This is a genomic window from Microbacterium sp. (assembly GCF_041641055.1).
GTDB lineage: Bacteria > Actinomycetota > Actinomycetes > Actinomycetales > Microbacteriaceae > Microbacterium.
In genome coordinates, this window is record NZ_JBEPZB010000013.1 from 1 (window position 1) to 20468 (window position 20468).

At 68.7% G+C, this 20468-nt stretch carries 21 protein-coding genes and 1 pseudogene; 18 read left to right on the top strand and 4 right to left on the bottom strand.

Going from position 1 to position 20468, the window contains the following annotated elements; translation table 11 throughout:
* From ACESK8_RS09835 to ACESK8_RS09850, 4 genes and pseudogenes are all read left to right on the top strand, one after another.
* Positions 1–376 (top strand): annotated as a pseudogene (locus ACESK8_RS09835) (50S ribosomal protein L1); the annotation flags it as partial.
* Positions 377–534: 158 nt separating this feature from the next.
* Positions 535–1344 carry an amino acid ABC transporter substrate-binding protein gene (locus ACESK8_RS09840; RefSeq protein WP_372968428.1) on the top strand — a complete coding sequence of 270 codons (810 nt, stop codon included), beginning with the start codon at positions 535–537 and terminating at the stop codon, positions 1342–1344.
* A gap of 3 nt (positions 1345–1347) precedes the next feature.
* Positions 1348–2013, top strand: coding sequence for an amino acid ABC transporter permease (locus tag ACESK8_RS09845; RefSeq protein ID WP_372968429.1), 666 nt, complete (start codon positions 1348–1350; stop codon positions 2011–2013).
* Complete coding sequence (locus ACESK8_RS09850; protein ID WP_372968430.1) at positions 2000–2821, top strand: amino acid ABC transporter ATP-binding protein; 822 nt, start codon at positions 2000–2002, stop codon at positions 2819–2821. Before ACESK8_RS09845 ends, ACESK8_RS09850 begins: the two co-directional genes overlap by 14 nt.
* A gap of 16 nt (positions 2822–2837) precedes the next feature.
* Here the strand turns inward: ACESK8_RS09850 and ACESK8_RS09855 are convergent, their stop codons facing one another.
* A complete protein-coding gene (locus ACESK8_RS09855; protein WP_372968431.1) occupies positions 2838–3500 on the bottom strand; it encodes a LysE/ArgO family amino acid transporter in 663 nt (220 codons plus the stop codon).
* A 70-nt stretch (positions 3501–3570) separates the two neighbouring features.
* Here ACESK8_RS09855 and ACESK8_RS09860 point away from each other — a divergent pair, with 70 nt between their 5' ends.
* From ACESK8_RS09860 to ACESK8_RS09885, 6 genes are all read left to right on the top strand, one after another.
* Entirely contained in the window at positions 3571–4446 is an 876-nt protein-coding gene (locus tag ACESK8_RS09860) for a LysR family transcriptional regulator ArgP (RefSeq protein WP_372968432.1), read from the top strand.
* Between the two features lie 248 nt (positions 4447–4694).
* On the top strand, positions 4695–5318 hold the full coding sequence (locus tag ACESK8_RS09865) for a SipW-dependent-type signal peptide-containing protein (RefSeq protein WP_372968433.1): 624 nt from the start codon (positions 4695–4697) through the stop codon (positions 5316–5318).
* Between the two features lie 41 nt (positions 5319–5359).
* A complete protein-coding gene (locus tag ACESK8_RS09870) occupies positions 5360–5938 on the top strand; it encodes a SipW-dependent-type signal peptide-containing protein (RefSeq protein WP_372968434.1) in 579 nt (192 codons plus the stop codon).
* A gap of 43 nt (positions 5939–5981) precedes the next feature.
* Positions 5982–6623 carry a signal peptidase I gene (locus ACESK8_RS09875; protein WP_372968435.1) on the top strand — a complete coding sequence of 214 codons (642 nt, stop codon included), beginning with the start codon at positions 5982–5984 and terminating at the stop codon, positions 6621–6623.
* 14 nt (positions 6624–6637) lie between these two features.
* Positions 6638–7267 (top strand): hypothetical protein, encoded by a 630-nt coding sequence (locus ACESK8_RS09880; protein ID WP_372968436.1) that lies wholly within the window; start codon positions 6638–6640, stop codon positions 7265–7267.
* Positions 7264–7788, top strand: coding sequence for a hypothetical protein (locus ACESK8_RS09885; RefSeq protein WP_372968437.1), 525 nt, complete (start codon positions 7264–7266; stop codon positions 7786–7788). Before ACESK8_RS09880 ends, ACESK8_RS09885 begins: the two co-directional genes overlap by 4 nt.
* A 22-nt stretch (positions 7789–7810) precedes the next feature.
* Here the strand turns inward: ACESK8_RS09885 and ACESK8_RS09890 are convergent, their stop codons facing one another.
* Entirely contained in the window at positions 7811–8503 is a 693-nt protein-coding gene (locus tag ACESK8_RS09890; RefSeq protein WP_372968438.1) for a YqaJ viral recombinase family protein, read from the bottom strand.
* A gap of 92 nt (positions 8504–8595) precedes the next feature.
* Positions 8596–9960: a glucose-6-phosphate dehydrogenase gene (locus ACESK8_RS09895; protein WP_372968439.1), complete on the bottom strand. Its 1365-nt coding sequence runs from the start codon at positions 9958–9960 to the stop codon at positions 8596–8598.
* Positions 9961–10209: 249 nt separating this feature from the next.
* On the opposite strand from ACESK8_RS09895, the gene rplJ reads away from it, so the two are divergent.
* Together rplJ and rplL are read left to right on the top strand one after the other, a co-directional pair.
* On the top strand, positions 10210–10698 hold the full coding sequence (rplJ, locus tag ACESK8_RS09900; protein ID WP_060926675.1) for a 50S ribosomal protein L10: 489 nt from the start codon (positions 10210–10212) through the stop codon (positions 10696–10698).
* A gap of 50 nt (positions 10699–10748) precedes the next feature.
* The gene (gene rplL / locus ACESK8_RS09905) at positions 10749–11132 is read left to right on the top strand and encodes a 50S ribosomal protein L7/L12 (RefSeq protein ID WP_060926676.1); all 384 of its coding nucleotides are present in this window, start codon (positions 10749–10751) and stop codon (positions 11130–11132) included.
* 141 nt (positions 11133–11273) lie between these two features.
* Here the strand turns inward: rplL and ACESK8_RS09910 are convergent, their stop codons facing one another.
* Positions 11274–12278 (bottom strand): LacI family DNA-binding transcriptional regulator, encoded by a 1005-nt coding sequence (locus ACESK8_RS09910; RefSeq protein ID WP_372968440.1) that lies wholly within the window; start codon positions 12276–12278, stop codon positions 11274–11276.
* Between the two features lie 282 nt (positions 12279–12560).
* On the opposite strand from ACESK8_RS09910, the gene ACESK8_RS09915 reads away from it, so the two are divergent.
* The 6 genes from ACESK8_RS09915 to ACESK8_RS09940 all read left to right on the top strand — a co-directional run bounded on the left by ACESK8_RS09915 (position 12561) and on the right by ACESK8_RS09940 (position 20440).
* Positions 12561–13880 (top strand): ABC transporter substrate-binding protein, encoded by a 1320-nt coding sequence (locus ACESK8_RS09915; RefSeq protein ID WP_372968441.1) that lies wholly within the window; start codon positions 12561–12563, stop codon positions 13878–13880.
* 104 nt (positions 13881–13984) lie between these two features.
* Positions 13985–15124, top strand: a complete 1140-nt coding sequence (locus ACESK8_RS09920; RefSeq protein WP_372968442.1) for a carbohydrate ABC transporter permease — start codon at positions 13985–13987, stop codon at positions 15122–15124.
* A complete protein-coding gene (locus ACESK8_RS09925) occupies positions 15121–16080 on the top strand; it encodes a carbohydrate ABC transporter permease (RefSeq protein ID WP_372968443.1) in 960 nt (319 codons plus the stop codon). Before ACESK8_RS09920 ends, ACESK8_RS09925 begins: the two co-directional genes overlap by 4 nt.
* 86 nt (positions 16081–16166) lie before the next feature.
* Positions 16167–17543, top strand: a complete 1377-nt coding sequence (locus ACESK8_RS09930) for a cystathionine beta-synthase (protein WP_372968444.1) — start codon at positions 16167–16169, stop codon at positions 17541–17543.
* Positions 17544–17609: 66 nt separating this feature from the next.
* Positions 17610–18761, top strand: coding sequence for a cystathionine gamma-synthase (locus tag ACESK8_RS09935; protein WP_372968445.1), 1152 nt, complete (start codon positions 17610–17612; stop codon positions 18759–18761).
* 317 nt (positions 18762–19078) lie between these two features.
* Complete coding sequence (locus ACESK8_RS09940) at positions 19079–20440, top strand: multidrug effflux MFS transporter (protein WP_372968446.1); 1362 nt, start codon at positions 19079–19081, stop codon at positions 20438–20440.
* Positions 20441–20468 lie beyond the last annotated feature (28 nt).

Consider the following 20468-nt stretch of genomic DNA (forward strand, 5'->3'; position numbering starts at 1 on the left):
CGCAGGCTGGACCGCGTTCGACGCGGCCGTCTCGACCCCGGAGCTCATGGGCCAGGTCGGTCGTCTCGGAAAGGTCCTGGGTCCGCGTGGACTCATGCCGAACCCGAAGACCGGCACCGTGACCCCGAACACGGCCAAGGCCGTCGAGGAGATCAAGGGCGGAAAGATCGAGTTCCGCGTCGACAAGCACGCCAACGTGCACTTCGTCGTCGGCAAGTCGTCGTTCTCCGCCGAGCAGCTGAACGAGAACATCGGCGCAGCGCTCGAGGAGATCGTCCGCCTCAAGCCGTCGAGCTCGAAGGGCCGTTACATCCAGAAGGGCGCCGTGTCGACCACGTTCGGCCCCGGCATCCCGCTGGACGTCAACGCCATCTGAGTGTGATCCTGAAAGGCCCCCGCATCACGCGGGGGCCTTTCTGCATACCGGTCCCGACATCCTGCGTCATCCGATGTGGGATGCTGGCTCGAAGCCACGTACTGTAAGTGAGTTCCGCGCCACAGCACTCGCGCCTCACCGCACCCCAGGAGGGTCACATGTCCCGTCGCCTCATCGCCGTCACCGCACTCGTCGTCACCGCCGCAGCCCTCACCGCCTGCAGCGGCAGCACGGCTCCCGAGAGCTCGAGCGCGGAGGGCGGTCCGGACTACGGCCTCGTCAAGGACGGCACCCTGACGGTCGCCACCGAGGGCACCTACCGCCCGTTCAGCTTCCACGAGGACGGCGGCACCGGCGACCTCACCGGATTCGACGTCGAGATCATCCAGGCGGTCGCCGACAAGCTCGACCTCGAGGTCGAGTTCCAGGAGACCCAGTGGGATGCGATCTTCGCCGGCCTCGACGCCGACCGCTTCGACGTGATCGCGAACCAGGTGAGCATCAACGAGGAGCGCCAGGAGAAGTACCTCTTCAGCACCCCGTACACCGTGTCTCCGGGAGTGATCGTGGTCGCCGAGGACGACGACTCCATCTCGTCGTTCGACGACCTCGAGGGCAAGACCACCGCGCAGTCGCTCACCAGCAACTGGTACGAGCTCGCCACCGAGTCCGGTGCCAAGGTCGAGGGCGTCGAGGGGTGGGCCCAGGCGGTCGAGCTGCTGCGTCAGGGTCGTGTGGACGCGACCGTCAATGACAAGCTGACCTTCCTCGACTACGAGACCACGAACAGCCCGACCGGGCTCAAGATCGCGGCCGAGACCGATGAGGCCGGCGAGCAGGCCTTCGTGTTCACCAAGGACAAGACCGATCTGGTCGAGGCCATCGACGGTGCCCTCGAGGAGCTGCGCGCGGACGGCACCCTGGCCGAGATCAGCGACAAGTACTTCGGCGCCGACGTCACCGAGTAATCGATGGAGAACCCCTGGCAGCTGTTCTTCGATTCGCTCGGTCCCATCGCGCTCGCGGGGGTGACCGTGACGGTCCCTCTCGCGCTCGTGTCGTTCGCGTTCGGACTCGTGCTCGCCATCGGCGCGGCGCTCATGCGGATCTCGGTCAATCCCGTGCTGTCGGGCATCGCCAGGTTCTACATCTCGATCATCCGCGGCACGCCGATGATCGTGCAGCTGTTCGTGATCTTCTACGGGCTCGGATCGATCGGACTCAAGCTGGATCCGTGGACCAGCGCGATCATCGCGCTGTCCCTGAACGTCGGAGGCTACGGAGCGGAGGTGGTGCGCGCGGCCATCCTGTCCGTCCCGAAGGGGCAGTGGGAGGCGGCGTACACGGTCGGCATGAACCGGACCCGGACGCTCACCCGGGTCATCCTGCCGCAGGCCGCCCGGGTCTCGGTTCCGCCGCTGTCGAACACCTTCATCTCGTTGGTGAAGGACACGTCCCTCGCCTCGCTGATCCTCGTCACGGAGCTCTTCAAGGTGGCCCAGCAGATCGCGGCGGCGACCCTGCAGTTCATGGTCGTGTACCTGGCGGCCGCGCTGGTGTACTGGGTGATCTGTCTCGTGCTGTCGTTCGGACAGAGCGCACTCGAGAGGAGACTCGATCGCAATGTCGCTCACTGATCCCGCGCGCTCGCGCGCATCCACCGCCGACGCCCTTCTCACGGCGCGCAGCCTGCACAAGCGCTTCGGCGAAAACGAGGTGCTTCGCGGGATCGACCTGACGCTGCACCGCGGTGAGGTGGTCGTGCTGATCGGCCCCAGCGGCTCGGGCAAGACGACGGTGCTGCGCGCGCTCAACGGACTCGAGACGCCGGATGCGGGCACGATCGTCGTCGCCGGTGGACCGGACATCGACTTCGCTCCGCGCGATCCGGTGTCCAAGCGCTCGCGCGCGCAGAAGCGTCTCGCGCTCCGCGACCGCTCGGCGATGGTGTTCCAGCATCACAATCTCTTCCCGCACCTCTCCGTGCTCGAGAACGTGATCGAGGGACCGTGGCGGGTGCAACGCAGGCCCAAGGCCGAGGTGGTGGCCGAGGCGCGCACGCTCCTCGCCAGGGTGGGTCTGGAGGACAAGGAGGATGCTCGCCCGCACGAGCTGTCCGGTGGTCAGCAGCAGCGCGTCGGGATCGTCCGAGCGCTGGCGCTGCGTCCCGACCTCCTGCTGTTCGACGAGCCGACCAGTGCGCTCGATCCCGAACTCGTCGGCGAGGTGCTCCTGGTCATCAAGGAGCTCGCGGACGAGGGGTGGAGCATGGTCGTGGTCACGCACGAGCTGAGCTTCGCCCGTGAGGCCGCCGACCGGGTCCTCTTCATGGATGCGGGCGCTGTGGTCGAGGAGGGGTCGCCCGCCGAGATCTTCGGGGCCCCGACGCACGAGCGCACGAAGCGGTTCCTCACCCGCATCCTCCGTCCGCTCGACGGGGACTGACCTCGGCCCGAGCGCCTCAGGCGCCGAGCACCGGGAGCACCAGGCTCACCGCGAGCGTGATCATCACGACGGCGATGAGGGCGTCCAGGATCCGCCACGACCGCTCGGTGCGCAGCCAGCGTCCGAGGAATCGCGCTCCGAACCCCAGGGCGGTGAACCAGAGGATGCTGGCGGCGATGGCCCCGGCGGCGAAGAGCCAGCGCTCCTCGCCGTGTGTGGCCGCGATCGACCCCAGCATCAGGACCGTGTCGAGGTAGACGTGCGGGTTGAGCCAGGTGAGCGCGAGAACAGTGGCGATCACGGGAGCGAGAGCCGTCCGGGTCGCCATGGCTGTCCGAGCGGATCCGGTCGACGCGGAGGCCGCACCGGCATCCGGGGTCTCGACGCGCAGCTGCTCGCCGCCCCGCCACGCTCGTCGGGCGGCGAGCAGGCCGTAGGCCAGCAGGAACAGCGCGCCCGCCCACCGGGCGACGACCACGAGCCAGGGGGCGGCCGAGATCACGAAGCCCAGCCCGGCGACGCCGGCGGCGATGAGCAGCGCATCCGACACGGCGCAGATCAGGACGACCGCCAGGACGTGCTCTCGACGGATGCCCTGCCGCAGCACGAAAACGTTCTGGGCGCCGATCGCGACGATCAGGGAGAGGCCGAGTCCGAGGCCGGAGAAGACGGAGAGCATGGTTCCACGGTAGACAGGCGCGAACATCACCACCAGCGAAGATTGCTTGTGAACCATTAGCATCGCTAATGTGCGTATCGATCCGGAACTCGCCGCCACCGTCGCCGCCGTCGCCGACGAAGGGACGCTGGATGCGGCGTCGCGCCGCTTGCGGATGACACCCTCCGCGGTGAGTCAGCGGCTGAAGACGCTCGAGCAGCAGCTCGGCCGGGTCCTGGTCGTACGGAGCAAGCCGGTGCGTCTCACGGAGGCCGGTGAGACGGTGGTGCGTCTCGCGCGTCAGATGGCACTCCTCGAGCACGATGCGTGGGGCGGACTGGGCCTCGACGAAGGGGATGCCGGGCGGACGCGCATCCCGCTGGCGGTGAACGCCGATTCGATGGCGACGTGGTTCCTGGCACCGCTCGCGCGGCTGTCGGCCGGTCACGGTCTGGACTTCGATCTGCATCGTGACGATCAGAACTTCACCGCGCGGCTGCTCGAATCCGGCACGGTGATGGCGGCTGTGACGAGCGAGTCGGTGCCGGTCGCCGGGTGCTCCGTGTCGCCCCTCGGGGTGCTGGAGTATCACGCGATGGCCGAGCGCGGCTTCCGTGAGCGCTGGTTCGCGCAGGGAGCGACCGAAGAGGCGCTCAGCGCAGCCCCCTTCGTGGACTTCGATCGTCGCGACACGCTCCAGCACGACTGGCTCGACGCGATGGGCGTCCCGCATCAGGGTGTGCCGAGGCACTACGTGCCGGCGTCCGCGGACTACGCCCTCGCGATCCGGCTGGGGCTCGGATGGGGGATGGTCCCCGTGCTGCAGCAGACCGAGGGGCTGGTTCCCCTCGGCGGTCCGCCGCTGCGGGTCAGCCTCCACTGGCAGCAGTGGAACCTGCGATCTCCTCTGCTCGACACGATCGCCGCCGAGGTCGCCGCCGAGGCGAGGCGCGTGCTCTCGCGCTGAGCGTCGTGGCGTGAGCGGTCGCTGCAGCGCCGCCGGCGACGTCCGTGCGATGACCGACGGGTCCGCGAGATCATTGGACGTTTTTCATCGCGGTTGCGAGATAGATGCGCGCTCGTGATCGAGATGCCCTTGTTCTCGGCGATATCTTGGACAAAACTGACCGGACCACCTGAACACGCTGGTGCAGGTCCCGGAAGGGCGGCCACTCCCAGGCATCCGCGGTTCGTGAATTCCTGAGGGGGAATGTCATGGCTGACAAGGACACGCAACGCAAGGTTCTCGCCGTACTCGCCGGAGGCCTCGTGCTCGGAGTGGGGATCGGGGTGACGCTGGCCGCCTGGAACGATTCGGAGTTCGCGACCGGCACCTTCACCGCCGGATCGTTCAACCTCGAGGGGTCGACCACGAGCGCCACGACCGGATACGCCGATCACAACGTCGACGACGGAGACACCGCGGCATCGCTGGTCTTCCAGCTGCCGGCCGTCGCCTCGTCACTGTCGCCGGGCGACGTCGTCTACGCGCCGTTCTGGGTGCGCCTGGACAGCACCACGACGAACAGTGCGACGCTGCTGCCGACCGGGATCACGGCTGGAAGCGGGGGGAACGAGGCCAACCTCGCGTACACGGTGACCGCGATCGCCGCCGGAGCCACCTGCGGGGTCGGCGCGACCGGCACCGTGGTGGCGAGCGGGTCGACCCTGAGCGCGCAGACCGGCGCCACTTCGGTCGCCCTGGCTGAAGGCACCCCGGCCGGCACCGCCGGCACACCCGTGCAGCTCTGCTTCGCCGTCACCGCCGGAGCCGGGCTGACTCAGGGAGACGCAGCGACAGCGACCTGGGAGTTCACGGCCACCTCGACCGCGGGCTGATCATGACCGGCACCCGCAGAAGCATGCGGGAGGGGAAGCGGATGCTCTCCCGACGGGTTCGCGCCGTGCTCGCGGGCGGACTCGTGCTCGGCGTCGGCGCCACGATGACGCTGGCCGCGTGGAACGACTCGGAGTTCGGCGGAGCGACCTTCACCGCCGGACGCTTCGACATCGTGGGCGCCATCGACGGCACGACGTTCTCCAGCCATGCGTCGACGGCTCCGGCGGCCCTGAGCTTCACGGCACCGTTCAGTGCGATCGCTCCGGGCAACACAGTGCATGCGCTGTTCAGCGTGCGCACCGCGAATCCGTCCGTGGCGGGCGCACTTCAGCTGAGCGTGACCTCGACGGCCGGGACGGGGCTCGGCTCCTTTCTGCGGTACGGGGTGCGGACCATCGCCGGCACGACCTGCAACGCCACCACGTATGCGGCGGGCACAGCGGTCGTGCCGGACAACTCCACGATGTCGACCGGCGGCACGGGAATCCAGGCCGTCGCCGCGAACGGAGGGTCGACCGTCCACTACTGCTTCGCCGTCACACTGCCCGTCGGCACCGACAACACGGCGCAGGGGCTGACGGCGATCCAGACCTGGCAGGTGGCCGGCGCCTCGACCTGACGGTGCGGGCGAAGGCGTCTGGGATGGCGAAGGGAGGGGGAACATGAGCACACAGACGAGGCGGAGCCTGCGCGAGCAGCGGTCCTCGGATGCCGGCCTCAGTGCGCCCTCGGCATCCGCTCCGTCCCCCGCCTCCGCCGCCGCGCCCGTCGCAGCACCCCGCCGAGGCGCGGGCCGGGTGCTCGCCGACGGGCTGCTGTGGGTGGCCGCGATCGCGGGGACCGCGTGCATGGTGCTCGTCATCCTGGCGTTCACCGCGAACATCACACTCATCATGTTCCGCACGGGATCCATGTCACCCACCATCCCGGCCGGGTCGGTCGCCGTGGTGCAGCGCGTGCCGGCCGCGGACATCGAGGTTGGAGACGTCGTCACTGTCGACCGCGAGGGCGCGTTGCCGGTGACGCATCGCGTGACCTCGGTCGCGCCGGGCAGCGGAGGGGCGGAGCGGGTGATCACGATGCGGGGCGACGCCAACGCGGCTGACGATCCGTATCCCTACACCGTGCGTTCCGTGCGCGTCGTGCTCTTCTCCGTCCCCGGCATCGCCACCGTCATCGTCGCGATGGGGCACCCGTATGTGCTCGGCGGGCTGACGCTCGCCGCCACCGCACTGGTCGTCTGGGCGTTCTGGCCTCGGTCGGGGAGGATCCGGCCCATGAAGAGGGTCGAGGACGACAGATGAGCCCACGGAGGATCGTGACCGCAGTCGGGGCGGCTGCCGCGCTCGGCGTGCTCGCGGCGGCTCCGGCGTGGGCGGCGCCCTCGACGCAGGTCGTGCAGGGCGAGGTGCTGCGCCTCGTCTCGATCGCCGACTGGGATGCCGCGTCGAGCCTGTTGCCGGGGCAGCCGGTGCGGTGGGACGTCACGGTGAGTGCGGAGGCACCGGATCCCGGCACCGTCGCGGTCGGCATCAGTGCCGCCGGTGACGCGGCGCTGCTCGTCGACGCCGCCCTCTGCGCGCAGCCCTGGAGTGAGAGCGGATGCGAGGGAGGGGCGACTCCGCTGAAGACGGGCTGGGCAGTTCCGCTCGACGGCGTGGAGAACGCGCTCCTCGACATGTCGGACGAGGACGTCGCGCATCTGCGGTTCACGGTGACCCTCGGCGACGGCGGCGGAAGCACCCGGGTGCGGGTGCATGCGAGCGGCGCCGGGGAATCCGCGGTCATCGGGCCGGAAGGCGGCCTCGCGACGACCGGCGGCACGGGCGTTCCCGTGGGGGTGCTCGCCACCGGTCTCGGTCTGGTCGCGGTCGGCACCGCGCTGAGTGCGTCGCGCCGTCGGCGGCGTCTGCAGCGGGTCCGGCGCGATCGGAGGGTCCGGCCATGAGAGCGCGTCGGCGACACCGCATCCTGGCCGGGGCGGCCGGGATCGCGGTGCTGTGCGGGGTGGGGCTGATGCCCCCGGCGCAGCTCACGGACGCGGCGTTCACGGATTCGGAGCACGCAAGGGCCACGATCACCGCCCTGCGGCTCGTCCCCCCGCAGGTCACGAGCTTCGCCACCTGCATCCGGCCCCCGCTCGCCGGCGGTACCTTCCTGCAGGTCGTATTCCAGTGGCCGAGTGCGACCGCGCCCTACACGACCATGACGGCGAGCAACGTCCAGTGGCGGGTCGGCACCACGGTCATCGTTCCGACCGTGACGGGGCCGAATGCGCAGGGGAGATACACCGCGACGATCACGACCGGCCTGCTCAGCGGTCTGCTGGGGTCGCTGCTCGGCGCGGACGTGCTCATCGACCTGCGCAGCACCTACAGCGGATGGACCTCGCCGGGATTCAGCAGAGTGACGTACAACGCCCCTTTGGTCATCGGGGCTCCGAGCTGCACGTTCTCGAACGGGACGTGACGCGGCCCCGGATGCTGTGGGCTCAGTCGGCGAGGGCCAGGGCGCGGAACGCGTCGCGCTCGCGCAGGTGCTCCCGACGACTCGCCGCAGCGGCGGCCGTGGCCTCCGCGATCCGGGTGGGGATCTGCTGGCCGGTGGTGCGACGGTAGAGCTCGTCGATCAGGTCCGTGGCGAGGCCGACGAGCTTCGCGATCTCACGGTCGTCGCGGTCGATCCACACGCAGCGGGGCTCGTCGTGGATGGGGGAGAAGTCGACATGCTCCTCCCACACGAACAGCGTCCGCTCGGCTCCGAGCACGTGCTGCTGCCACCACACCTGACGTAGGTAGGTACGAGGGATGCCGCGGAACGCCTTGTTCGTCGTCTTGATCTCGGCCAGCTCGATGCGTCCGGCTGAGTCCACGGCGATGCCGTCGGGTGTCGCCAGATGCCGGTGCTCCACCTCGGCGCGGAACAGGGCGGACGAGGGGAGGATGCCGTGCGTCGCCGCCACCCAGGCCGCGATCTCAGGCTCCCGACGTCGCCCGTGGTCGGTGTAGGCGTTGCCGCCGAAGCGCGGACCGCCGCCGAGCTTGGAGTCCGCAGCGCGGGCGATCGACCTCTCGCTGGTCAGCCCCGCCACGTCGGTCGCCGTGATCCCGCGCGACCGGGCCCGCATCCAGGCCACGCGGTCGCGGGAGTCCGCGACGATGCGTGCGTGGAGTTCGGGGGTCACCTATCGAGCGTAACCCCGGCCGGGGACTCTCGATCCCCGTACACGCCGCTCCGCGGCATCCCTCCCGGACGGAGACGTGTGCGGCACGCGGCTCAGCGGTACGCGGGCCATCCCTCGGGGCCGAGGGAGCCTGCGACGTACTCGTCCATCGGCACCTCGTCGCGCTGCCAGGCTTGGAGGATCGGGGCGACGATCCGCCAGCACTGCTCGGCGGCGTCGCCGCGCACGGCCAGCATCGGATCGCCGTCGAGGACGCCGGAGAGGACCTCGGCGTACGCCTTGAGAGCACCTTCGCCGAGTTCGGCCGACAGCGTCGCGCGCTCCAGCTCGAACGGGTCCTCTGCGGCGTTGAGGTTGAGCTCGAGCGCCATCCGGTCGGGGCCGAGCGAGAACCGGAGGATCGCGCCGTCGAACGAGCCCGTGAGTCCCTGCGGCACATGCCGCACAGGTCGGAAGTGCACGACGATCTCCCTGGCGGGCGTGCCGATGGCCTTGCCGGATCGGAGGCGGAACGGCACCCCCGCCCAACGGGCGTTGCGCACCTCGAAGACCGCCTCGGCGAGTGTCTCGGTGTGGCGGTCGGGATCGACCCCCGGCTCGTCGACGTACGAGGGCTTCGTCGTGCCGTCGATCTCGCCTGCCGTGTAGCGCGCTCGACGAGACGATGCCGCAGGGTCGTCGCCCCACACGGCGGTCGCGCGCAGCACGGCACCGGTCGCGGCGCGGAAGTCGACCTCGTCGAGGCTCGCAGGCTCGTCCATCGCGAGTACGGCGAGCACCTGGAGGAGGTGGCTCTGGATCATGTCGACCAGCGCACCCGCCTTGTCGTAATATCCGGCGCGCCCCTCCAGTGCGAGCGACTCGTCGTAGACGATGTCGACGGACTCGATGCTCTCGGCCGACCACAGCGGCTCGAGGATGCGGTTGGCGAACCTCGCCCCGAGGAGGTTCAGCGTGGTCGAGCGGCCGAGGAAGTGGTCGACCCGGAAGACCTGGCTCTCCGGGACGAGCGCTGTGAGCGTCCGGTTCAGCTCGCGGGCACTGGCCTCGTCGGTGCCGAAGGGCTTCTCCATCACGAGCATGGTGCCGTCGGGCAGCATGTCGGGTGTGAGCGTCGAGATGCATGCGGCGGCGACCGAGGGCGGCACGGCGAAGTACAGCGCGACCCGCCCGGTCAGGTCCGCCGTGAGCGCACGCAGGTCATCGGCCTGCGTGATGTCGGTGCGGACGTAGGTGACGTCCACACGTGCGGCCGCGTCTTCGGCATCCATCGATGCGAATGCCGTGCGCACGACGACCGCGAGCTCGGCATCCGTCCATTCCTCCCGGTCAGCGCCGATGATGCGCACCGCGCGGTCGGGCTCGCGGACCAGCAGCTGGCCGAGGGCGGGGAGAAGGAGCCGGGACGTGAGATCGCCGCCGGCGCCGAGGATAACGAGCGTCGTCGCATCGGTCATGCTCTCACCGTAACCGCTCCCGCCGATTTGGGGGAGCGCCGCCGATGGGGTAGCCTGGACTCAACCGAAGACCGCTGGTCATCGTCGTGCGTGAGAACGCGAGGCGATCGAAGCTCTGCTCAGCAGGGGCCCGCGCAGGACACGAACTTCTCAAAGCTCCGTGCGCTTGCGCCGGAGCTTTTCTGTTGCATGCGGTCCGAGTCGGTGCCTCACCGCCGTGAGGCACCTCGTACACACCAAGGAGTGACCATGGCGCAGAAGGATGCATCGGTCGCCGAGCTCACGAAGTCATTCGAGGACTCGACTGCCGTTCTGCTGACCGAGTACCGCGGTCTGACGGTTGCCCAGCTCAAGGAGCTGCGCAACAGCATCCGTCAGGACGCTGAGTACGCCGTGGTGAAGAACACGCTGACCAAGATCGCCGCCAACAAGGCTGGCATCACCGCGCTGGACGACGACCTCAAGGGTCCGTCGGCCGTCGCGTTCGTGCACGGTGACTTCGTCGCCACTGCCAAGGCTCTTCGTGACTTCGCCAAGGCCAACCCGCTTCTCGTGATCAAGTCCGGCATCTTCGAGGGCAACGCCCTCTCTGCCGACGAGGTCAACAAGTACGCCTCGCTCGAGAGCCGTGAGGTTCTGCTGGCGAAGGCTGCGGGCATGATGAAGGCCACGATGGGCAAGGCTGCCGCCACCATCGATGCTCTTCGCGAAAAGCTGGAGACCGCCGAGGCCGCGTAAGCGACCTGACGTTCTCGATCAACAAACCCCATCAATCTAGGAGATACATCATGGCTAAGCTCACCACTGAGGAGCTGCTTGAGCAGTTCGCAGGCCTGACCCTCGTCGAGCTCAACGACTTCGTCAAGGCGTTCGAGGAGAAGTTCGAGGTCACCGCTGCTGCCCCCGTCGCCGTCGCAGGTGCCGCTGGTGCTGGCGCAGGTGCCGAGGCTGAGGAAGAGAAGGACTCCTTCGACGTCATCCTCGAGGCTGCCGGCGACAAGAAGATCCAGGTCATCAAGACCGTCCGCGAGCTCACCTCGCTCGGTCTCGGCGAGGCCAAGGCTGTCGTCGACGGCGCTCCCAAGGCCGTGCTCGAGGGCGCGAACAAGGAAGCCGCCGAGAAGGCCAAGGCTGCCCTCGAAGAGGCAGGCGCCACGGTTACCCTCAAGTAATCCGTTCCAGGTCGCGGCGTGATGCCTCGCCCTGGAAGCGTCTGAACGCTACACGAAAGCCCCGGGTCCGCCCGGGGCTTTCGTGCGTCCGGGGCCTTGCATCCCGGCAGCGGGACCGGAGTGTCGGCGGCCGGTCAGGAGTCAGCGGCGGAGGGCGGTGGAGCTGCGCACCACGAGAGCGGATGCCGTGACGGTGCGCTCCTGCGGCGCATCCGGTCGGTCGATCCGCTGCTGCAGCAGCCGGACCGCCTCATGCCCCTGCTCGCGCGGCGACTGCTTGATGGTGGTGAGGGCGAACATCTCGGCGTGCTGGTGATCGTCGACGCCCACGATGCTGAGCTCGGTCGGCACCGCGATGCCGAGCCGGCGTGCCGCGATCATCGCTCCGATCGCGGCTTCGTCGCACACTCCGACGATGGCCGTGGGGCGCCCGCGCCGATCGCCGAGCAGCTCGACGGCCGCGGCGTAGCCGCCCGGCATGGTCGGGGGAGCGTCGGCGATGCGCGCGATCGCCTCGAGGCCGGCGGCGGCCAGGGCCTCGAGGTATCCCTCGACCCGCTGGGCGTCGCCGTAGCTGAGCTCGTCGGCATCGGATGCGCCGCCGACGAACGCGATGTCGGTGTGCCCGAGCTCGATCAGGTGCTCGGTCGCGATGCGCGCTGCGCCGACGTCGTCGATCGACACGGCGCTCGAGCCCTCGCTGTAGGGCCCGACGCTGACCAGCGGACGCTCCCACCGGTGCAGGCGCTCGAGCTCCTGCGCGCTGGGCTGGATGCCGACCGCGATGATGCCGTCGAACCGACGGCCAGGCAGCACCGTGTGGAACAGCCGCGCTCTCGTCTCGGTTCCCTCGCGCACTCCGTAGAGGGCGAGCTCGTAGTCGAGTGCGAACAGCGACTCCTGGATGCCGGCGAGGAGCTCGGAGAAGAACCAGCGGTCGACCGGGGGCATGATGACCCCGACGGTCTGGGTCCGTCCGGTGGCGAGACTCGTCGCCGACGAGTGGGCGACGTAGGCGAGGTCGGCGGCCGCCGCCACGACGCGATCCCTGGTGCCTGCGGAGACGTATCCGCGGCCGGTCAGCGCACGACTCGCGGTCGCCTTCGACACGCCGGCGCGCGCCGCGACGTCCGCGATCGTGCTCATCGGTCCTCCTCGACCATCCCCTCGGCGCTCGGGCTCCCACCCTGCGCCGATGACAGCGTAGCCCGTGGAGCGCGCGAAGGGAACCGGTTCCAGGTCGAGAGTGAGGGAGCGCTCCCATCATCGGTCGATGTCGCCGGCGGAAAGGTTGCGAGCTTGTGATCCTGGCTTATTGTGCCGGGCTGGCGCGCACCGGTAGGTTGGCCTGGAATCGGTTCCCGATTCCGTGCCGAGGGGCGGCGCGGAATGAGCAAGGGGCCGTGAAACTCGAAGAGGAGAATTCACATGGGTCTGTCACAGCGTTCCCGGCGTTACGCGCCAGTCGCTCTGCTGGGAGTCGCAGGCATCGCGCTCGCCGGCTGTGGTGCTCCCGGCGGCACGGACGGCGGCGGAGGCGGCGGAGGCGGCGGAGACAACACCGTCACCATCTACGGGACGATCGTGGAGGGAGAGGCAGAACTCCTCGCGCAGTCGTGGGCGGACTTCGAGAAGGAGAACGACATCACGATCAAGTACGAGGGCAGCCAGGACTTCGAGACGCAGCTCGGCACGCGTGCTCAGGGCGGCAACCCGCCGGACATCGCGATCTTCCCGCAGCCCGGTCTGTTCGCGGACTACGCGGCTCGCGACTTCCTGAAGCCGGCTCCCGACGCGGTCAAGAAGAACGCCGAGGAGTACTGGACCCAGGGCTGGGTCGACTTCGGCACCTACGAGGACACGTTCTACGGTGCGCCGCTGATGGCGAGCGTCAAGGGCTGGGTCTGGTACTCGCCGACCAAGTTCGCCGAGTGGGGCGTCGAGGAGCCCACCAGCTGGGACGAGCTGCTCACCCTCACGCAGACCATCCAGGAGAAGAGCGGTGCCGCCCCGTGGTGCGCCGGCTTCGAGTCGGGTGTCGCGACCGGCTGGCCGGGAACGGACTGGATCGAAGACCTCGTGCTCCGCAACGCCGGTGCCGACGTCTACGACCAGTGGGTGAAGAACGAGATCCCCTTCACCGACCCGCAGATCAAGGAGGCGTTCGACGCGACGGGCGAGCTGCTGCTCAACCCGGAGTACGTCAACGGCGGCTTCGGTGACGTGCGCTCGATCAACTCGACGGCGTTCGGCGACGTGGCTCCCGCGGTCGCGAGCGGCGAGTGCGCGCTGACCCACCAGGCGTCCTTCCTCTCGGGCTTCTTCCCCGAGGGCACGGACATCTCCGAGGACGGCGACGTCTGGGCCTTCCTGCTCCCGAGCCAGAGCGAGGACGAGACCTTCATCACCGGTGGTGGCGAGATCGTCGGCGCGTTCAGCGACGACGAGGCGACCCAGAAGGTGCTCGAGTACCTCTCCAGCCCCGAGTGGGCTGACAGCCGTCTGGCGCTGGGCGGCGTCACCTCCGCCAACAAGGGCGTCGACATCGAGGCGGTCGAGAACCCGATCCTCCAGGAGTCGATCAAGCTCCTGCAGGACGACTCGGTCACGTTCCGCTTCGACGGCTCGGACCAGATGCCCGGCGCCGTCGGCTCCGGCACGTTCTGGAAGGGCATGGTCGCCTGGATCAACGGAACCTCGACCGACGAGGTGCTGACCCAGATCGAGACCGGCTGGCCCTCCAGCTGATCGGATGAGGTGGGCCGCCCCTCGGGGCGGCCCACCTTCTCACACTCCGGTTCGCGCATCGCCGCGCGGACCGTCGATCAGCTCCGTCTCATGAAGGGGATTCCATGAACGCGACTGTGTTCTTCCAATGGATCGGGTCACTGCCCCCGATCGCCCAGGCTCTCGCCGTGGTCATCGCGTTCGCGGTGGTCGTCGTCGTCATCCTGCTGCTCGTCGACATCGCGCCGCGCAGGGGCGCGCTCTACACCGGCATCCGCCTCGCGATGTGCCTGCTCATCCCGCTCGCGGTGATGTGGTTCTTCAGCTCCTATTACTGGGCCATGGGAGTCGCCGTCGCCGTAGGCGCACTGTTCTTCTTCCTGGACTACCGGTCCCGCGACGGTGCGGGCTACCTGATCCAGCTGGTCGCCTTCATGGCGCCGGCCATGCTGCTGCTGCTCGCCGGACTCATCCTGCCCTCGATCCAGACGGTGTACGCGTCGTTCTGGAACTCCACCGGCAGTGACTTCGTCGGATTCTCGAACTACCTGTGGATCTTCACGCAGTCCGACGGCGTGACCTCGGTCGTGAACACGATCGTGTGGGTGCTGCTCGTGCCGACGCTGTCGACGCTGATCGGCCTCGCGTACGCGGTGTTCATCGACAGGACCCGCGGCGAGAAGATCTACAAGCTCCTCGTCTTCATGCCGATGGCGATCTCGTTCGTGGGCGCCAGCATCATCTGGCGCTTCGTGTACGCATACCGCGGTCCGGAGTTCGAGCAGATCGGTCTCCTGAACCAGATCCTGGTCTGGTTCGGCGGAGAACCGCAGCAGTTCCTCCTGAACGGGCCGTGGAACAACCTCGCGCTCATCGTGGTGCTGATCTGGGTGCAGACCGGTTTCGCGATGGTCGTGCTCTCGGCCTCCATCAAGGGCGTTCCCGCAGAGCTGCTGGAAGCGGCCGAGCTCGACGGCGCGAACGCCTGGGAGCGCTTCTGGTCGGTCACGATCCCCGCGATCCGGCCGGCGCTCATCGTCGTGCTCACCACGATCTCGATCGCCTCGCTGAAGGTGTTCGACATCGTGCGCACGATGACCGGTGGAAACTACGGGACGTCGGTGCTGGCGAACGAGATGTACACCCAGTTCTCCAAGTTCGAGGCGGGACGCAGCGCTGCGCTCTCCGTCATCCTGTTCATCCTGGTGCTGCCGATCGTCATCTACAACGCGCGCCAGATCAAGAAGCAGCGGGAGATCCGATGACCGACACCGTGAAGTCAGATTCCGCGCAGAGCACGAGGGCGATCACGACCGCCGGGCGCTTCGAAGCCTCGGCGGGCCGTGCGCGCAAGCGTCTCAGTCGTCCGTGGGCGACCGTCGCCTCGATCGTGATCGCGGTGGTGTGGACCATTCCGACCCTCGGGCTGTTCCTCTCGTCGTTCCGCGAACGGGACGCGATCGAAACGTCCGGGTGGTGGACGATCTTCACCAACCCGCAGTTCACGCTCGACAACTACTCGGCCGTGCTGCAGTCGGGCACCACGCAGCTCACGATCCTGGAGTCCTTCTTCAACTCGATCGTGATCACGATCCCGGCCACGATCATCCCGCTGATGATCGCAGCGATGGCGGCGTACGCGTTCTCCTGGATCGAGTTCAAGGGGCGCAACGCGCTGTTCATCTTCGTGTTCGCGCTGCAGATCGTGCCGATCCAGATGGCACTCGTGCCGCTGCTGTCGTCGTTCTCGCGCGGCATCAACCTGTTCGGCGTCCAGGTGACCCAGGGTCTCGACATCTCGGGCGGCTACGCGCAGGTGTGGATCGCGCACTCGATGTTCGCGCTTCCGCTGGCGATCTACCTGCTGCACAACTTCATGTCGGAGATCCCCGGCGAGATCATCGAAGCGGCTCGGGTCGACGGTGCCTCCCGCGGGCAGATCTTCTTCCGGGTCGTGCTGCCGCTGACGATGCCCGCGATCGCGTCGGTGGCGATCTTCCAGTTCCTCTGGGTCTGGAACGATCTGCTCGTCGCTCTCGTGTTCGCCGATGGCGCCGCCTCGCCGATCACCAAGGTGCTCGCCGAGATCACCGGTCGCGGCGAGGGCTGGTACCTGCTCACCGCAGGAGCCTTCGTGTCGATCATCGTCCCGCTGATCGTGTTCTTCTCGCTCCAGCGGTACTTCGTCCGAGGACTCCTGGCCGGGTCCACCAAGGGCTGACCGCCACCGGCGACGACTGTCGAAATGATGCCGCGATCGGGTGCAACACAGTCCGGTCGCGGCGTCGTCGCACGTACGCTGTGAACATGAAGTACGCGAACTCCATCGTCGACCTCGTCGGCGACACCCCTCTCGTGAAACTCCAGCACGTCACCGAGGGTGTGGAGTGCACCGTGCTGGTGAAGCTCGAGTACCTCAACCCCGGTGGGTCGGCGAAGGACCGCATCGCCACCCGCATCATCGACGCCGCCGAGGCGTCGGGGGAACTGCAGCCCGGGGGCACGATCGTCGAGCCCACGAGTGGCAACACGGGAGTGGGACTCGCGCTGGTGGCCCAGCAGCGCGGCTACAAGTGCGTGTTCGTGCTGCCGGACAAGGTCGGCGAGGACAAGATCGACGTGCTGCGTGCGTACGGCGCGGAGGTCGTGGTCACCCCGACCTCGGTCGCGGCCGACAGCCCCGAGTCGTACTACAGCGTGAGCGATCGCCTCGCCCGCGAGATCCCCGGGGCGTTCAAGCCGAACCAGTACGAGAACCCGAACGGACCTCGCAGCCACTACGAGACCACCGGCCCCGAGATCTGGCGCGACACCGACGGTCGCATCACGCACTTCGTCGCCGGAGTCGGCACCGGAGGCACCATCACCGGAACCGGTCGCTACCTGCGCGAGGTCTCGGAGGACCGGGTGCGCATCGTCGGGATCGACCCCGAGGGCAGCGTCTACAGCGGAGGCACCGGCCGTCCGTACCTGGTCGAGGGCGTCGGGGAGGACATCTGGCCAGGAGCCTATGACCCGACCGTGCCGCACGAGATCGTCGCCGTCGACGATGCCGAGTCGTTCGCGATGACCAGGCGGCTCGCCCGCGAGGAGGGGATCCTCGTCGGCGGCTCCAGCGGCATGGCCGTCGTCGGGGCGCTGCGCATCGCACGGGAGCTCCCCGCGGATGCGGTCATGGTGGTCCTGCTGCCGGACGGCGGTCGGGGCTACCTCGGCAAGATCTTCAACGACGGCTGGATGCGGTCCTACGGGTTCAGCGACGTGGAGGAGGGCGAGACCGTGGCCGATGTGCTCGCCACCCGCGCCGGCCGCCAGAGCGGTGGCATCCCCGATCTCGTGCACGCGCATCCCACCGACACGGTGCTGGAGGCCATCGGCATGATGACCGAGTACGACGTGTCGCAGCTCATCGTGCTCAGCGCGGAGCCGCCGGTCATGATGGGCGAGGTCGTCGGCACCGTCGACGAGAAGGGGCTGCTCGATCTCCTCTTCCGCGGAGAGGCGAAGCCGGCGGATGCCGTGGGGACCCATGTGGGGGAGAGGCTGCCGCTGATCGGCATCCATGCTCCGCTGGCCCAGGCGAGGGCCGCGCTCGCCGATGTCGACGCCCTGCTCGTGACGGCCGACGGCAAACCGCACACGGTGCTCACCCGGCAGGACCTGCTGTCGTACATCTCGCGCTGACCGTGTGACGACGTCCGGCGTAACAGGCACGCCGGGGCCGGCGGCGTCGGACGTAGGCTGAGGGGCATGTCCGAGCACGCATTCGCCACCCGAGCCATCCACGCCGGTCAGGCCCCCGACCCGACCACGGGTTCGATCATCCCGCCCATCTACCAGGCGTCCACGCACGTCCAGGACGGGATCGGCGGCTTCCGCGAGGGCTACGAGTACAACAGGGCGGGCAACCCCACCCGTTCGTCGCTCGAGACCCAGCTCGCGGCGCTCGAGGGTGGGGCGAACGCCCTGTCGTTCGCGTCGGGGCTCGCCGCGGAGGACGCGCTGCTGCGCGGCATCCTGAAGCCCGGCGACCACATCGTGCTGGGCGACGACGTCTACGGCGGCACCTACCGACTGCTCACGAAGGTGCTCGCACCGTGGGGGATCGAGACGACGACCGTCGAGCTGTCGGATGTGGATGCGCTGCGCGCTGCGATCCGTCCCGAGACCAGGATCGTCTGGGTCGAGACCCCCAGCAACCCGCTGCTGAAGATCGTCGACATCGCACTGATCGCCGAGATCGCGCACGCCGCCGGAGCGATCGCCGTGGTCGACAACACGTTCGCGTCGCCCGCGCTGCAGCAGCCGCTCTCGCTCGGCGCCGACCTCGTCGTGCACTCGACCACCAAGTACCTGGGCGGCCATTCGGATGTGCTCGGCGGCGCCGTGGTGTTCGGCGACGACCGGTTCTTCGAGTCCGTCAAGTTCCAGCAGTTCGCGGTGGGGGCGGTCTCCGCGCCGTTCGACGCGTGGCTGACGACCCGGGGCATCAAGACCCTCGCCGTGCGGGTGCGCCAGCACTCCGAGAACGCGCAGGCGATCGCCGAGTGGGCCGCCTCGCGGTCCGAGTTCGCGACCGTCTACTATCCGGGCCTCGCCTCGCACCCCGGCCACGACGTCGCGGCCCGGCAGATGAGCGGATTCGGCGGGATGCTGTCGCTCGGCCTGTCCGCCGGAGCCGACGCGGCGAAGTCGTTCGCCGAATCCACCGAGCTCTTCCAGCTGGCGGAGTCGCTGGGTGGCGTCGAGTCGCTCATCGGGTACCCGCCCGACATGACGCACGCCTCGGTGCGCGGCACTGCGCTCGCCGTGCCGGAGAACGTCGTCCGGCTGTCGGTCGGCATCGAAGGCGTGGACGACCTGATCGCCGACCTCGAGCAGGCGCTCGCCCGCCTGCGCTGAACCCCGGGGCGTACCCCGCCGGGCTGCGCCGGCCCCGCTGACTGGCGGCTGCTGGCTGCTGGTGCCTGCTGCTGCCGGACGTCTGCTCAGATGACGGATGCATGCCGAAAACAGCTGTTCTCGGCATGCATCCGTCTTCTCGGCATGCAGGTGCGTGCGCCCGAGGGGTAGCATGGAGACTTCGCCCGCATCGAATCGATTCGGCTTGACAGCGACTCGGCCCGACCGCGATCCGGTCCTGGTGGTCGACTCGGCCAGCGCGGATCCCTGCCCGCTGCGGCTCACACCAATCCCCCTCGAACTCCGGAAGGACCGTCGTGCCCGACGCTCCACGCACTGACTCCCTGCCGACCGCACCCACCGAGCGGACGGCCACCGGCAGCATCCGCATCCCGTCGTCCACCGGCGCGATCCGCACGCTCGGCTCGAACCCGGCCACAGCGCCGATCATGCTGCACCCGGGCGACTCGATCTCGAACGGGCGCCGTGCCCTCTACATCGTGCTCCTCGGAGCGCTGACGGCGCTCGGCCCGTTCACGATCGACCTGTATCTGCCCGCGTTCCCCGTGCTCGAGCGCGACTTCGAGACGACGGCCGCGGCGATCCAGCTGACGCTGACCGGCACGATGATCGGCTTCGCACTCGGCCAGCTGGTGGTCGGCCCGCTCAGCGACAAGGTCGGTCGGCGGATCCCGCTGATCGTCGTCACGGCGCTGCACGTGCTCGCCAGTGCGGCAGCGGCCTACGCCCCGACCCTTCCCCTGCTCAGCGGTGCCCGCGTGCTGATGGGCGTCGGTGCGGCAGCGGGAGGTGTCGTCGCGATGGCCATCGTGCGCGATCTGTTCGGGGGTCGGCGACTGGTGGTGATGCTGTCCCGCCTCGCGCTGGTCTCGGGCGTCGCACCGGTCATCGCGCCGCTGATCGGTTCCTGGCTGCTCACCCTCATGCCGTGGCGGGGCATCTTCGTCTTCCTCGCGCTGTACGGCGTCGTCATGCTCGTTTCGACGGTCGTCTTCGTCCCCGAGACGCTCCCGATCGCCCGTCGGCAGGAGAAGGGCGGCGCGACGGTCCTGCAGCGCTACCGCTCGGTGTTCTCCGATCGGGTGTTCGTCGGCGTGCTGATCATCGGCGGCATGACCTTCTCCGGCCTGTTCTCGTACCTGTCGGCATCCCCCTTCCTGTTCCAGGAGACGCATGGCCTGGATGCTCAGCAGTACGGGTTGCTGTTCGCGGTCAACTCGCTCGGGGTCGTCGCCGGTGTGCAGACCGCCTCGCGGCTCGCGGCGCGCTTCGGCCCGCAGTGGGTCATGGCCTACTCGACGGCGGTGCTGCTGCTGGCGGGGATCGCGATCATCGTGACCGACCAGCTCGGCCTCGGGCTGTGGGGCACGGTCATCCCGCTCTTCTTCTTCATGACGGCGTGCGGTTTCACGTTCCCCAACGTCCAGGTGCTCGCGCTCGACCGACACGGCAAGGCGGCGGGAACTGCGGCGTCCGTCATCGGCGCGACGAACTTCGGTGTCGCCGGACTCATCTCGCCCGTGGTCGGCTGGATCTCGCACGGCGCCGGAATCACGGCGACGACGATGGCCTCGGTGATGGTCGGATGCGCGGCGATCGGCATCCTCTCGCTGTGGTTGATCGTGCGCCCGCGCACCGTCGGCATGCTCGCTCCCTGATTCTCAGCCATCGACAGGCAGAATGGTG

Coding starts and splice junctions, on each gene's coding strand:
- ACESK8_RS09840 (WP_372968428.1), top strand. CDS start 535: ATGTCCCGTCGCCTCATCGCCGTCACCGCACTCGTCGTCACCGCCGCA.
- ACESK8_RS09845 (WP_372968429.1), top strand. CDS start 1,348: ATGGAGAACCCCTGGCAGCTGTTCTTCGATTCGCTCGGTCCCATCGCG.
- ACESK8_RS09850 (WP_372968430.1), top strand. CDS start 2,000: ATGTCGCTCACTGATCCCGCGCGCTCGCGCGCATCCACCGCCGACGCC.
- ACESK8_RS09855 (WP_372968431.1), bottom strand. CDS start 3,500: ATGCTCTCCGTCTTCTCCGGCCTCGGACTCGGCCTCTCCCTGATCGTC.
- ACESK8_RS09865 (WP_372968433.1), top strand. CDS start 4,695: ATGGCTGACAAGGACACGCAACGCAAGGTTCTCGCCGTACTCGCCGGA.
- ACESK8_RS09870 (WP_372968434.1), top strand. CDS start 5,360: ATGCTCTCCCGACGGGTTCGCGCCGTGCTCGCGGGCGGACTCGTGCTC.
- ACESK8_RS09875 (WP_372968435.1), top strand. CDS start 5,982: ATGAGCACACAGACGAGGCGGAGCCTGCGCGAGCAGCGGTCCTCGGAT.
- ACESK8_RS09885 (WP_372968437.1), top strand. CDS start 7,264: ATGAGAGCGCGTCGGCGACACCGCATCCTGGCCGGGGCGGCCGGGATC.
- ACESK8_RS09895 (WP_372968439.1), bottom strand. CDS start 9,960: ATGACCGATGCGACGACGCTCGTTATCCTCGGCGCCGGCGGCGATCTC.
- rplJ (WP_060926675.1), top strand. CDS start 10,210: ATGGCGCAGAAGGATGCATCGGTCGCCGAGCTCACGAAGTCATTCGAG.
- rplL (WP_060926676.1), top strand. CDS start 10,749: ATGGCTAAGCTCACCACTGAGGAGCTGCTTGAGCAGTTCGCAGGCCTG.
- ACESK8_RS09910 (WP_372968440.1), bottom strand. CDS start 12,278: ATGAGCACGATCGCGGACGTCGCGGCGCGCGCCGGCGTGTCGAAGGCG.
- ACESK8_RS09915 (WP_372968441.1), top strand. CDS start 12,561: ATGGGTCTGTCACAGCGTTCCCGGCGTTACGCGCCAGTCGCTCTGCTG.
- ACESK8_RS09920 (WP_372968442.1), top strand. CDS start 13,985: ATGAACGCGACTGTGTTCTTCCAATGGATCGGGTCACTGCCCCCGATC.
- ACESK8_RS09925 (WP_372968443.1), top strand. CDS start 15,121: ATGACCGACACCGTGAAGTCAGATTCCGCGCAGAGCACGAGGGCGATC.
- ACESK8_RS09930 (WP_372968444.1), top strand. CDS start 16,167: ATGAAGTACGCGAACTCCATCGTCGACCTCGTCGGCGACACCCCTCTC.
- ACESK8_RS09935 (WP_372968445.1), top strand. CDS start 17,610: ATGTCCGAGCACGCATTCGCCACCCGAGCCATCCACGCCGGTCAGGCC.